The 14,500-nt window shown below is 46.5% G+C and carries 7 protein-coding genes and 2 pseudogenes; 4 read left to right on the top strand and 5 right to left on the bottom strand.

Annotated elements, in window-relative coordinates; all coding sequences use genetic code 11:
- The 4 genes and pseudogenes from GMA8713_RS27025 to tnpA all read right to left on the bottom strand — a co-directional run.
- Positions 1-119: pseudogene (locus GMA8713_RS27025) on the bottom strand (transposase); the annotation flags it as partial.
- A gap of 35 nt (positions 120-154) precedes the next feature.
- On the bottom strand, positions 155-1,657 hold the full coding sequence (tnpC, locus tag GMA8713_RS24000) for an IS66 family transposase (RefSeq protein WP_062714993.1): 1,503 nt from the start codon (positions 1,655-1,657) through the stop codon (positions 155-157).
- An 87-nt stretch (positions 1,658-1,744) separates the two neighbouring features.
- Entirely contained in the window at positions 1,745-2,089 is a 345-nt protein-coding gene (gene tnpB, locus GMA8713_RS24005; RefSeq protein WP_062714995.1) for an IS66 family insertion sequence element accessory protein TnpB, read from the bottom strand.
- Positions 2,086-2,349: an IS66 family insertion sequence element accessory protein TnpA gene (gene tnpA, locus GMA8713_RS28770; RefSeq protein WP_422615212.1), complete on the bottom strand. Its 264-nt coding sequence runs from the start codon at positions 2,347-2,349 to the stop codon at positions 2,086-2,088. The genes tnpB and tnpA overlap by 4 nt, the downstream gene beginning before the upstream one ends.
- An 85-nt stretch (positions 2,350-2,434) precedes the next feature.
- On the opposite strand from tnpA, the gene tnpC (GMA8713_RS24010) reads away from it, so the two are divergent.
- A complete protein-coding gene (tnpC, locus tag GMA8713_RS24010) occupies positions 2,435-3,943 on the top strand; it encodes an IS66 family transposase (protein ID WP_422615213.1) in 1,509 nt (502 codons plus the stop codon).
- Between the two features lie 38 nt (positions 3,944-3,981).
- On the opposite strand, the pseudogene GMA8713_RS24015 reads toward tnpC (GMA8713_RS24010), so the two are convergent.
- Positions 3,982-4,236 (bottom strand): annotated as a pseudogene (locus tag GMA8713_RS24015) (IS1-like element transposase); the annotation flags it as partial.
- Between the two features lie 218 nt (positions 4,237-4,454).
- On the opposite strand from GMA8713_RS24015, the gene lnt reads away from it, so the two are divergent.
- The 3 genes from lnt to GMA8713_RS24030 are packed head-to-tail and all read left to right on the top strand — an operon-like array spanning position 4,455 to position 13,786.
- Positions 4,455-6,056 carry an apolipoprotein N-acyltransferase gene (gene lnt, locus GMA8713_RS24020; RefSeq protein ID WP_062715002.1) on the top strand — a complete coding sequence of 534 codons (1,602 nt, stop codon included), beginning with the start codon at positions 4,455-4,457 and terminating at the stop codon, positions 6,054-6,056.
- Positions 6,057-6,632, top strand: coding sequence for a hypothetical protein (locus GMA8713_RS24025; protein ID WP_062715004.1), 576 nt, complete (start codon positions 6,057-6,059; stop codon positions 6,630-6,632).
- Positions 6,632-13,786, top strand: coding sequence for an RHS repeat-associated core domain-containing protein (locus GMA8713_RS24030; RefSeq protein ID WP_062715007.1), 7,155 nt, complete (start codon positions 6,632-6,634; stop codon positions 13,784-13,786). Before GMA8713_RS24025 ends, GMA8713_RS24030 begins: the two co-directional genes overlap by 1 nt.
- Positions 13,787-14,500 lie beyond the last annotated feature (714 nt).

Here is a 14,500-nt window from a genome sequence, read left to right on the forward strand (position 1 = left end):
AAATACACATTGCCGCAAAAGTACTGATAGTAGGGGTTTTCTACCCATCGGGCACAGACTTCTTCATCGGACAGGGCGTAGACATGTTTGAGGTAATGGAGCCCACACATAAGGCGTATGTTGTTACGTAAGCGATTAATGAACTGGTGAAGCCTTATTCCACATCGCTCAGATCAACATTCCATGGCATCAGATCCGACATATCATCGGCGAGTGAACGCGTCGGCAACTCCGTGAACAGGTGCCGGAAGTAATAATACGGGTTGATGTCATTGGCACGACACGTCATCACCAAGCTATATAAGTTGGCACTGGCTTTGGCGCCACCGACCGAGGTGGAGAACATCCAGTTTTTTCGGCCCGTCGTGAACGGGCGGATATCTCGCTCTGTCACATTGTTGTCGATACTGATGTGACCATCTTCCAGGTAGGTCAGCAGTTTGGGCCACTGATTCTTGGTGTAGGTGATGGCCTGGCCCAATGCCCCTTTGGGCAGCACATTCAGGCTATCGAGCCACGCATTGAAGTCATTCAATATGGGGAGGCTTTCTTGCATCCTCATCTGTTGCCGTGCTTCGGCCGACAACTCTTTGGCTCGCTTCTCTATCCCGTACAGCTTGGCGATGAAGGTCAAGGTTTTTTCGGGCTTTCCTGCCTTTTTAGACGGCGACGCCTTTTGGGCATCGGTGAACTTGCGGCGCACATGCGCCATGCACGCGGCTTGGGTGACGCCGTCTACTGTGTCATAACCACTGTAACCATCAGACAACAGATAACCTTGGTACTCTCCGAGGAACTCACGTACACAAGCGCCAGCTCGGCTGGGGTGATAGTCGTAGATGACGACCGGATTTGGGGTGAACTCGCCGCTGCGATAGACCCACATATAGGATTTAGACTGCGCGGCTCTGTCTTCTTCTCTCAGCACTTGCACCGTGGTTTCATCCGCGCAGATAAGCGTTTCTTGGAGAAGCTGCGCTTTCATCGCGTCGATGATGACCTGCACTTTACTGCCAAGCTGCACGCACCAGTTCGCCAGTGTGGCGCGGCTGATATCGATACCCGAGCGGTTCAGGATATCTACCTGACGGTACAGCGGCAGTGCATCGACGTATTTAGCGGTGACCACCGCCGCGAAAGCTTCAGCACTGCCAAGGCTTTTGGGGATCATGCTGGCAGGTTTGGGCGCGGTGACCACTTTGCTGGTTTCAGCTGTCTGCTCGCAGTGTCGACACGCATACTTAGTGCGCTCATGGCGAATAACGCTCACTCTCTGCGGCACGATTTTCAGGGTCTCGCTGACTTCCTTGCCACATTCATGTAACGGCGAATCACAGCAGTCGCAATACGGGGCATTTAAGGTATGGGTTTGTACCTCACGCTCCAGGTCGGCGGGCAGAGGCTTACGCCCCGTTTTGCTTCGCGCTTTGGGCGCAGAGGGTAACGCATCTTGCTGCTCGGCTTCGTTGAACGTGCCTTTGGCGACTTTTTCACTTTGGGCAGCAAAGCGTTTGGATTTGCTGAGGTTGAGCTGCTCAATGAGTAATTGCACTTGGGTCTTGAGGGCGGCGACTTCCTCCGCCATGGCTTGCTTCTCTTGTTCGAGTTTCAGCAGCATGGCTTTGAGTTGTTCGATGTCGTTGGGGAAGTCGGTCATTGGGCATCATCTTACAGCATTGAATAGTGCCCAGTGTGACGGCGAAAAAGGATCGTTCAAGTGCAATGTGACGATCAGTATCTAGCGTCACACTTCCAGCCCATTTAAGGGGCGATGGGCTTTGCTATTCTCGAGTGACAGCCCAGAGAGCAACCAGTGAAGCTGAGGTTTGCTGATGGTAATAACGCTGAGATGATTAGGACGAGGCCACTTGAAAGTTCCTTTTTCCAAACGGCGATAGTAAAGCCAAAAACCGTTGGTATCCCAAAAGAGGATTTTGAGCTTATCGCGTCCGCGATTACAGAAGATAAACCAGGCTTCGCTGAACGGATCCATTTCAAGTTGGTCGGCGACAATGAGCGACAGTCCATCAATGGATTTGCGCATATCAGTCACGCCGGAGACCAGGAAGACCTTGCTGGAGGGAGTCATTGCAAGGCATCCACCCAGTGTTTGATCTGAGTGGTATTCAATGTTGTCGGTAACTCAGCGCGAATACCATTGGCAAAAGTAATGATCACCGACTCAACTTTCGTCTGTTCATGTTCATTGAAAATGATTGGCTGAAGTGTCTGCGTCGAGTCAGGAGAGCTTAATCGTTTAGACCAATAGTAGAAGGTTTGATAACTGAGGCCGCAGTCTGCACAGAATTGCTTGATGGATAGCTGGCTTTGTTTTTGTTGCTCAACAATTGCTGCCTAATGGGCGCGTTTTTGCTCTTGGTTCATAGTGCCTCCGATGAAAAAGGCACTATGTCAAAGCATGTGTGTTATTGATATGTGGGGTTTATTAACCGCATACGAGCTACAAGCGATGGTGAAAGTGCTGATGGCGTCAGAAAGCCGATTGAAACAAGAACGCCAATCGCTACTTGAACAGCTCAAGCTTGCCTTCGACCGCCAGTTTGCCAAACGCTCGGAGGCGTTAAAGCCTTACGATGAATCGCAAGGTGACCTCTTCAACGAAGCGGAATGTGAAGCTGCTAAGGAAGAAGAGGTTGAGGTCACGACGACCACCACAACGAAGAAACGCGGTAAACGCAAGCCACTTCCAAAGACCTTGCCTCGTGAAGTTATCGAACTTGATTTAGACGACCATGAAAAGCAGTGCGCTTGTTGCCAACATAGTCTGCATAAAATCGGTGAAGACCGCAGTGAGAAACTTGAGTTCTCACCAGCCGTACTCAAAGTGCTGGAATATGTTCGTCCTAAATATGCTTGCCGCCAGTGCGAGCAAACCCAAGACAACAACCACATTGTTCAAAAGCCAGCGCCGCAAAGCATTATCCCTAAGAGCTTCGCCACAGAAAGCTTGCTGGCCAACATCATCCTTGGCAAATACCAATACGCGATGCCACTTTACCGCCAAGAGTCGCTATTTACCCAGTCGGGAATCGAACTATCACGAACCACTATGGCAAGGTGGGTTATCCAAGTCAGTGAGAAGTTCGAACCACTCTATGCCGCCCTAAAAGAGCACTTACTCGAGCAAGTGGTGGTTCAGGCGGATGAAACGCCGCTCAATGTCCTCAAGGAAGATAAACAGTGTTATATGTGGCTCTACTGCTCGGGCGCAGACTCGCCAGATGCCGCACTCCCCAATGTGAAAAATATCGCCTTGTACGACTATCAAAACAGTCGCGCGAGGGCATGCCCTGTTGCCTTCTTGGAGGATTATCGTGGTTATCTGCAAACCGATGGCTATGGTGCCTATGATGGACTTCACCGAGTGACCAATGTGGGTTGCATGGCGCATGCACGGCGTAAGTTCATGGAGGCTAAGAAGCTTCAAGGCAAAGGTAAGTCAGGCAAAGCAGACAAAGCGCTGGCCAAAATCCAGAAGCTTTATGGCATAGAGTCGAGGTTAAAAGGCCAATCGGTAGAGAAACGAAAATCTGAGCGGCAACTGCATGCCAAACCGATACTGGATGAGTTGTACGAGTGGATGACGTCTCAACAAGTGATAGCGTCCAGCCCGCTGGGTAAAGCGATAAAATACACGCTGGGTCAATGGCCGAAGCTCATCCGCTATATAGACGATGGTCATTTATCGATAGACAATAATCGCGCTGAACGCGCAATTAAACCACTGGTCATTGGCAGAAAGAACTGGTTGTTCTCGAACACACCAAATGGTGCTGCGGCGAGCGCGATGCTTTACAGTATCGTCGAAACAGCAAAAGCTAATGGGCTTATTCTCTATGATTACATGGTCAAGTGCATGAAAGAGCTGGCGAAAGCTGAGCCTGACATCGATGCGCTCCTGCCATGGAACTTCAAACACTAACAAATATAGCCCCGTGGGATCATGGGGCACATACAGTTTTTTAAAGTGTTTAGAACGGTGTTATAGGCGACATTGAGAACGCGGCCAGTCTCTCGGACACCGGAGCTATTCATCGCCATCTCGATGATTTTATCTTTGACACCAGGTTTACACGCTTCATAGGCATAATCGAGCTGAAAACAGCGTTTACATTCAAGGCAGCGAAAGCGAGTAAAGCCAGCGTGACCCGTTCCATGTTTGCGGACATGCTCTGTTTTGTTGCAGAAACGACAAGGTACTTGAATTGTGGCCATGAGAAGTTACGTCAAAGCGAACATTTTAGCATAAAACAACCGATTTGAGTTATGACCAAAATAAAAATGGTCATACTGGTCTAAATTGGAGTTTAAAATTATATTTTCATTTTTTTCCATATGTTGTTTTATCACCATTGAGACATGTTGGACAAATCCATTATGGTAGATTTCCATCAGTTGATTAAGTGTTTTTCGACCCAAGGAATGGGTAGTAGATGAAATATTCTGTCCTTGAAAGGTATCCTATTAAAGATCTCGCTGGATTGTATTTCGTTCCATTTTCTTTAATTTTGTCTTTTGTTTTTGGACTTGTCATATCAATGGTTGTCACGATTGATATGACAATTGTTCGATATGCATCCTTTTTGGTTTCTGTTGTTTGGTTAACTCTCATATCAACAGGGGTTGTTGGTTTTTTATTTATATTTAACATTGGCTTGATGTTTGGATTTGGTTTGAACATTGGGACGCTTGGTTGGATTTTTCAATACATTCATTCTGAATATAATGGCGAGTTTATCGCCTTTGGGACATATTTTTTCATATTGGTAGTTTTGTCTCTAAGATTTGCGTTGGTCTCCATTTTTATTAAACTTGTTTCACCACTTTTAGACGGTTTTTCACCACTAAAGGTTTTGCTTTTTATACTCTCCTCCTCATCAGTATACGTTCTTTCAGGGTATATTTATTCACTGGGTGAGAGTGCCTTCCCATGGTTTCACCCTGGCGCTTTTCTGGTTGACTACATACCAACAGTCTTTTCAGTATCGGGCGGTTTAGGTGTTGATTTTCTATTGTGCTTCAATGTTATTGGTTTGGCTGTTCTGCTTTATTATGGCAGGTTCAGAACAGCGGCGATTTACGTTGCAATAACTGTTCTTGCAGTGAGTTTCTTTTATTTTCACTCAAAGAATAACACTGAAACAACAATAACATCGGGTAACACGGTGCGTCTTCGCGTCTTACATGGCGCTAATGATGTGATGACTAAACAGTCATCTTCATCAGCATCAGCCAAGGTAAGAAAATACCTCGCACTGTCGGGTTTTGCCCCATCTCCTGATTTGGTCATTTGGCCTGAGTCATCCGTACCCTTAGCCTCAGTTTTAAGCAGGCAGACATTCATCAGTGCTATGTCATCGCTAGTCGAAAAGGGTACCGACGTTATATATGGTGCTCAATTTCAGAAAGGCTTGGAGCTAGTTAATGTCGCCAACCAAGGAACACGGGGTCTAAAGCCCGTTTATACAAAGCAGAGGCTGGTGCCTTTTGGTGAATTTAGACCGACGTTTTACAAGAAGTTAATCAATATGCCTTTGTCCCGAGGCGAGGACATATCCCCTGTTCGAAAATCCCAAAAGCCCACCTCTTTGTCAGGGCAGGTTGAATTGGCCATTTCCATTTGTTTTGAAGCTTTATTCTCCAACACGTATCGCGAACAACTTCGTCATGAACGTCCTACTTTGCTCTTGTTACTCAGTGACCTTCAGTGGTCTTCAGCGCCTTGGATAAAGCGATATTTGCTTCTCATAGCACAAACCCGGGCTGCTGAACTCGGCTTGTTTTTGGCGTATTCCACCAACGGTGGCATCTCAGCGGTGATCGATCCAGAAGGGAGAATCCTTGCCTCGGTTTCCGGAAACAAAACAGAGTTTATTGATGCTGAGGTTTCTGCCTTAGCGTCTTCAACGACCTTTTCTAAGTATGGTGATACCCCGGTTATTGCACTTTCGCTGTTAAGCATTTTCTGCGCGGGTATTTGGGTAGCCAGTCAATGGAGGCGACAACGTCGTCAAATTCACTACAAGGAAATTTAAATGTACAGAAAAGTTTGGATGGCTGCGTCCGTACTTCTCTCCTTCGGGGTTTTATATAGCGCATTTGATATGAATGGGCAGGCTAAATCACCAACAGCAACTGCACAAACGTTACCCAAGACAACGTCAGCAGCAAGCAACAGCTTCGATGCTGGGGATCAAACGCTTAATAGCACTACCACGAGACAGATCTCTAAATTGCATGAACAGATTAAAGGCGATTACACGTCTGAAATCGCAGACGCGGAGTATCGAGATGAGCTCATCGAAGACCTCAATGATATTAACAAGAAAATTGACTCTGATAGCGCTCGTTTGGATGGCGAAGCGAGGATGTTGGAGCAAGGTGCAAATGAAGAAGCGGACCTGCTCATAAAAAAAGCAGATGCCTTGCTTGCCAGGCTTGAGTCGAATGGATATCGGGTTGTTGAAAGTAGCTTCGATGTCACAGCACCCGTCGAAGCGCCAGAGGCAAGAAGAGTCACTGACGAATTAAACAGACTGTCGACGGAGCTTCAATCAATTTCTGAGCGTTTTGAGAATCTTGGCCGCAACGGGAATGAGGAGATCAAGTAATGAATGTTATCTCTTTCCTGCCGGCAAAAAAATGGGTGGCAAGAAGTGCAGCTGTTTTTGCTTCTTTGGTTAGTGCTATTTTTTACGCGAATGCTTTCGATTTGGACGTGGGTGAGTTAAAAGGAAGCCCTTCTGTTGAGAATGGCATGGCGAACTATTCGTTGAGTCTTCAAGTGCCTGAGGGCATCAATGGATTGGCCCCAAAACTTTCTGTGAACTACCGTCAAGGGTCATCTAACAGCTCATTAGGTTTAGGCTTCTATCTCTCCGACTTTCCAACGATTGAGCGATGTTCTGCAAGCAAGCGTGTTGATGGTTATCAATCGGGTATTCACTTCAATGAAAACGATCAGTATTGCATGGTTGGCAAGCGACTCGTTTTAGTCAATGGGAATTTGGGACAGCCTGGCTCGGAGTACCGGATCGCGGGTGAGACATCAACCAAGATCACTGCAATTGGCAGTGGCACGTCTATCGATGCATGGATGGTCTACCGAGCCGACGGATATGTCGCCACCTATAGAGACACAGACACGAGTAACAACACCAACATTCGTTGGCACCTCAGTGAATACAAGGACCGATTTGACAATAAAATTGACTATACCTACAGAGATAGCTTCGGTACAACGCTCCCAGAAACAATTAGTTACAGCAATGTTGAAATTAACTTTTCCTATCGAGAAAGAAGCGATATTTCTACCGCTTGGTACCGTGGAGAACGTGCTGAACAAAGAGAATTGCTCGACAACGTAACGGTTAAACGTAATGGCGCTGTCCGACAACGATTCAACTTCGATTATGAACAGGTTTCACTCAAAGGGGGCGCGTCTTATAGCCGACTGGTTAAAGCACAACTCTGTGATGCCTCTAACCAGTGCTTTCCAGCCCATACGTTTGATTGGGAAAGCACAAATCTTGCCGAATCAAGCCCCTATCTGAATAACCTCCTGCCGGTGGGGGATTTGCAGGGATATCTGGTTGGAGACATCAATCGTGATGCAAGGCCAGACATCTGTATATTGGACGAAGGAATCCGTTGCGCCGACAACTTGGGAGGAGGGAGATTTTCTTCTCCGAGTACAACGTATCCCATTTTTAACTGGGACTCTGACGAATCACGAGCCACGATACAGCTGATTGATATCAACAGAGATGGTTACACCGATATTTGTGGTTTCAATGAAACTGGCTTTTATTGTGCTAAGAACCAGTCTGGTCGTTTTGAGAGTCAAGCTCTCATCACAAACGCGTTTTCTCTTGATACGTCGAACCAGTTTATTGACTTTGACAGGGATGGATTCGTAGACCTATGTCGTATAGAGACAACGGGGTTGGTGTGTCAATCCAATTCAGGATCACAGTCACTTTCCGGGCTCTTTTCTGCCTCAGAGATACAATTAACCTCAATCGGCTGGCCATTGGAAAAAACACTGGTTAATGGTTTCGACGCGGTTAACTTGCCGAGGCCGCAGCTCATTGATTTTAATGGCGATGGTAACCCTGATGTCTGTGGCATCACGAATGATGGGGCATTAACCTGTGCGACGGGCTTGGGTCAGACATCTGGCAGTGGCAATATTGCATTTTCTGAAGAAGTGGTGTGGGCAAGGGATATCCCTGTTGCCGCCTTCGCTGGACAGGGCTCAGAATCCACCTACAACGCGCTGAAAAAACAACAAGAAACATTGCTTCGAACCTACAGGCTAGCAGATCTCAATATGGATGGCTTGCCAGATGTTTGTTACAGACAAGCAAATGACTATGTTTGCCGAATCAATACCGGTTCTTCGTTGATGCCGGCATCTAAAATACTCACATTACCCAGTGCTGCGTTTGCCGTGACGGACTACGTAGGTACCGTCGAGCAATCAATTACTTTCGATGACAGAAATGGCGATAGTGTTGATGATTTCTGTTACATCGAGGGGCAGCGACTCTTTTGTGCATACAATCAATCTTCAGGTTTTTCCGAACCCTCATTGGTATCTGAGATCCCTGCTGACCTTGTATCGGTGCGCGAAAGAGAGAAATTTTACGGCAACTTCGTTCGGCGTTTTTTCGGGCTTTCTACCACGATTGATGTGTTGACGGTAATGAGCGCTTACGGACCATTCAGACAAGTTGGTGACCTTGATGGAAATGGAACCAACGATGATTGCTTTCGTTCAGTCACAGGCGTCAGCTGTTTGATGTACGAGCACGAGCCTATGGCGAAACTCTCATCGGTGACGTCAGGCTTTGGTAATACCACCACATTTTATTATGGCAATACAGACTCCTCTGACGTGTTTACTTCGACTGGGAGTCAGCCAGCACCGCTGTTATCTCTTTCTCCTCAACTCAACGTTGTTACAAAAATAGAGTCCAATGATGGCATTGGCGGAAAGACCGAAACGCGCTTTGCCTACAAAGGTTATGTGGCGCACGAAGAGTTGGGGGCTCTTGGCTTTTTAGAAATAACTGAAACAATGGATTTGGATTCGGGCGAAAGGGCAACTACCCGCAAATTCGGATTCGATTCTGCTTTTCGTCCCTATATCAGTGAAGCTGAAACACGTGTGAACGGACGGAAAGTTCAACGGGCGCTCACTTCTTTCAGGGAGGTGGACGATCCCTATTCTGAGTTGCCTTTCAGAGTTACAGAACAGAAAAAAACAGAATCATTCGATCTCAGCGAGAGATTGCTGACATCGGTCGTGGAGACTTTTTCAGACTATGACGCTCAATTCTTTGCAGGTACAACGACGAAAGTCACTATCGACGCCAATGGTGGTCGCTTTGAAGAGAAAACTGAAACCAACTATGAACATAACGATGTCCGTTGGTTGATTGGCAAACCCACACGTATTCAAGTCACGAAATCCAACGGTACTGATAGTCAAACACGCGTGACACAACATAAATATGATGCAGTAACCGGTGTTTTGGTCGAACAAATTATCGAACCTGGTCACGATCACCAAATTACTCACGCCTTTACATATTCGGCTAACGGCTTACGGCTTTCCGCCAGAGAGGAAACTTCCTTGGGGGCGCGCGTTGAAAAGTCTGAGTATGACCAGCTAGGACGATTGGTCCGCCATACCAATGCAAAGGGGCATTCAGCGACAACGACCTACAACGATTTTTGCCACCTTCCAGCTTCGGCAAAAGACAGTGCAGGCTTAACTACGCATTTCACCTATGACTCTTTCTGTCGAAAAGTACAGGAAGACTATCCAGATGGAAATTGGAAAAAATGGGTCTTTGACTGGAGTGATGGTGCGAATGCCGGTGCTGATGTCCATGGTTTGACCTTGGGTGATAGAAGTTTGTATTTGATTACCGAGCAAACTTCTCAGGGAAGTTGGCGCACAACGTATTTCGACCGATTTGGCCGAGAAGTTAGGGTGAAAACCCCCGGTACTAACAACCGTATTATTTTGGTAGACAAAGCGTTCAACCGAGATGGGCAGTTGGCGGGCGAAACCGTTCCCTATTTTGAGGGGCTTTTTGATGGTGACGCGACTTACTGGAAGCGTACTGATTATGACGCATTGGGGAGACCTGTTCGTACAATACTGCCAACTGAAGATGGTGCGGATATTGTCACCAACATTAGCTATTCAGGGTTGACGAGAACTTCAAGTGGCTCTGGTGTTGTAAAACGAGAAGAAACAGGCAATGGCTTGGGGCAAACTGTCGAGATTATTGAAGCGAATTCCCATTCAATTCGTCACACTTATGATGCTTATGAGAACCTGATCGAGAGTGATGTAAACGGAAAAGTCATCACTATGCAATATGATGATTTTGGGCGGAAAATATCGATGACCGATCCCGCAATGGGAACCTGGCACTATGAATACAACCCATGGGGTGAGCTTGTTGCCCAAACCGATGCTAAAGGGCAAGTAACAAACTACGTTTACGATGAGCTTGGGAGGAAGATAGAAGAAAGGGTTAATGATGACAAAACAGTTTGGCAGTATGACGCGTCACTACCCGGCCAATTAGATTCCAATACCACCTCAGATAACGTGTCGCACAGCTATGAATATGACAGCCTGAAACGTGTTGTTGCCAGTCATTCTGTTGTAGATGGTGTCCGATATACCACTCGTTTCGAGTATGACGAGGATAATCGTCTAAGTCGGGTGATTTACCCTTCAGGAATGCGATTGGATCATAAATATGATCTCAATGGGTTGCTTGATCAGCTCAGCATGCCAAATGCTGATCTGTGGGATCGGGATTTCATCAAGATTGAACAGGCGTTGCGCGAGACCGCAGCCCGGATTGTAGAGCTCGAAGCTCAGGCCCAAGTCTATGAAAAAAATGCCATCTATTACACCGAACAAGCAGACAAGCTAAGAGCGAATGCGGATGCTCTGTTCGCGCAGGAGCAAGCACTTGATAGCGAGGCCAGTACGCTATATTCATCAGCTAACCAATTGATGCAAGTGTCATTGAAAAATGCCGCATTAGCAACAAACTATCGTAATACCGCAAACTACTATTACAACGTATTTGGCCGACGTGTATTTAGTTTTGTGAAAAATCAAAACGGATTGGCTTACTACAAATATGACCAATGCGTATCGAAGGATTGGAAGGGGCGTTGTAAGCGACGCGAATATTTCCAAGTTGCTATTCCAATGTGGATGGTGGAAACGCGAGTTTGTTATACCAGTGGCAAATATAAAACATCTACAACCTGCTCAATGCAAAGTGCAACGCAAGTTGTAGCGGGGGATGTGTACTCCCGTTGGGCAAACCATTATCAAAATATCGCAAACAACTATCGTGCGTTGGCGCAGCAGCAGAGCGCCAGGGCAGATGCACTAACCGCCAGGGCAGATGAGCTAGAACGGCAAGCGAATGCCTATATTGCCGAGGCAAACAACTATCTCGTGCTGGCCCGTGAACAAACCGACTTGCTTGATATAGCCGTCAAGGAGATGGACGATCTCGTAGTCGCGCAAGAAAGTCTTTCAACCCTATTGGACGACAGGCTGAAAGACGAAACAGAGAATATTCTCTGGAAAGCAACCAGCCGGGATGCGTTTGGCCGTTTGAGTGGTGAGCTCTTTGGTAATGGCTACTTGCAGCGTCAGGAAATTGATCGTGCAAGGGGGAATATCAAGTCGATCACCACATCGCTTGGAACGAACCAAATTCAGTCACTTTCTTACGACTACAATGACCGAAATCAGGTTACGCAGCTGAACCGTAATCTTCGAGGCCAGACCGAATTATATGAGTATGATGACCTCAACCAACTGGTCCGCTGGACATTCGATGAACAATCCAATGCTAATTTCCAGGAAAGGCAATATCGCTACGATATCTATGGCAATCTGACTTACAAGTCAAACGTAGGAGACATTGCGAGCTTAGCGAATGGTCAACTTGATGGTGATACCTTCAAGTATGATGCGAATGGGAACCAAACCCAGGGTCCTGGAAGGTCAATTGTTTGGAATGCATTCAACAAAGTTGAGTCTCTCACCGAAAATGGAGAGACAGTCACGTACACTTATGACGCAAATAAAAATCGCATCAAACGTGTGTTGGAGGATAAAACCACTTACTACGTTGGTCCTGGCTATGAAATGGATGTTGAGCAGCGCGATGGAAAACGCGTCTTAACCATGCGCCATAGACTAATGGTTGATGGACAAGCTGTGGGCGAGCATATCAAAACGCTTATCGATGATGAAAAGCAACTTGATAAAACGGCATACTTCCACAGAGACCGCTTAGGTAACGCCGATATCATCTCCGACAATCTTGGTGTTGTTCAGATAAGGCAGAACTTTACGCCATTTGGTGAAACACTGGCTGTTCAGGAATTGGAGAATCCGCCACTGTTTACGCGAAACACACTCCGGGGGTTTACCGCTCATGAAAACGTGGGGGTGGGTAAGCTCATCAACATGAATGCCCGTTTGTATGATCCAGTTTATGGCCGGTTTATCAGTGCAGATACGATCATTCCTGAGCCGGGTATGAGTGGCTCATATAACCGTTACAGCTACGTTTATAACAACCCCGTGAATTTCACAGATCCTTCTGGCCACAATCCATTTATCATATTTGCAATAGGGCTGGCCCTATTTACGTTCTCGTTTACAACGGATAACCAGTTCCTTCAGGCAATTACTGCCATTGCGGGTACTTTGATGATGGGCTATGCGTCCTTTGGTGCCAATGGATTGTGGGGGCTCGCCGGTACAAAAGGTGCCATTGCGTCAGGGGCAACAGTTGGCTTCACGACGGGTGTGGTCTCCACAGGCAAGATTAGCGGGGGGCTTAAAGGCGCAATCATAGGTGGTGCCGGTGCTGGAATAACAAGTGGTATAGGAGGAATAGCGGCGGGGACCTTTGCTGGTAAAGTGGGGGTGACCATTGCACATGGTGTGACTCAAGGAATTATCGCTGAGGCAAAAGGGGGTAAATTCAGAAATGGATTTATAGGTGGATTGGTCGCCAAGGCAGGAGGTTTGGCCTTCGGTATACCAGATGCCATCGAGCTGCAAATGCTGCAGGGTGCCGCGTTTGCGGCTGCTGCTGTGCTGTTAACTGGTGGTGATGGACAGGATGCCTTTGTGCAGGCCGCAGCGGCCGTTGTAGCGGTGTATTTATATAATGATCTGTCCCACAAGCCGGACGAAGGAGGCCAATCCTACGCCGATCGAGCAAAGATATATCGAGCTATGCAAGCTAGAATTGATGACGCTGGCATAGATACGGTTTGGTTTGGTGTTGCTGCAGATCTAAATGACCACTTTTCTAAGTGGTATGTCCGTTGGGGATTGCCTGATCATGTCAACGACTTGGGCATCGAACTATTAGAAAAGAACAGAGCTACTTTTAATGAAGTTATGTCTGGAAGTATTGGAAAATCTGGTATCGCTCTTGATAACTTCTTAGTGGTTCGTGAGCAAATGTATGTTCAAGATTTCTATCAGAAAACTCAAGTGGCTATGTGGGAAAACGTGGTTATTAATGGATCTTTCATAGGTGATGGATTAATTCAACCATCAATAATTTCAATGGGTGTTGAGTACGTGAACAACAAATATGGCTATTTTAATTTTTTCGATACTTACCATAGAATTGAGCTTGGACAAGCGATGATGTCTCAACGTAGACACGGGGTAAATTAGTTTGATGAATATGATTGCTACAGGTGCAAAAACGTCTCTACTTCTGAGCATTATTGATTTGTTTCTGTTCTTACTTGTTTTCATAATTATTGAATGTTTATACCTAAACAAAGACTTCATGATTGGGGTTAGGGCTGCGGCTGGGCCAACATTCGTACGAGTGATTTCTCTTCAGGTTGTAGTTCAGTTCCTCATCTTGACAGTATGCCTTTATTTCACAAAAAGTACGTATGTGACGTATCTTTCTTTGATTGTCACTTACTTCTCTTACTACTCTGTGCTTAGAGGAGGGTTGATTCCGTTGGATCATCTGTTTAGTTTCGGGATTTTAGGAAAGACAACTCCATCCTTCCTCGTCTTTTCAATTAGCTCTTTCTTTACTGTAGTTTTGCTTAAGCAGTTTAAGTTGCTGACCTAGCAAATAAAAAGGCCCTGATGGACATCGGGGCCTTAATTATCGATATCATATTCTAGTAGACTCCGAACTTTTTATGACGGACATTTGGATTGCAAACTTCAGTTTTAATTCGCCAGTCTTCGTTGATTGCTCCGGGTGATTAGTACATGAATGTTCAATGCAAATTATGGTAAGCGCCCCATGAACCCACAGGGCTTGTTAGTGAGAGAAGTTCCACGGAAGTAGAGAGTCGATGTCAGGTTTAGGCTTCGCCAGCTCTTTCATACATTTCACCATGTAGTCGTAGAGGATGAGCC

Source organism: Grimontia marina, from assembly GCF_900060185.1.
Classification (GTDB): domain Bacteria; phylum Pseudomonadota; class Gammaproteobacteria; order Enterobacterales; family Vibrionaceae; genus Enterovibrio; species Enterovibrio marinus.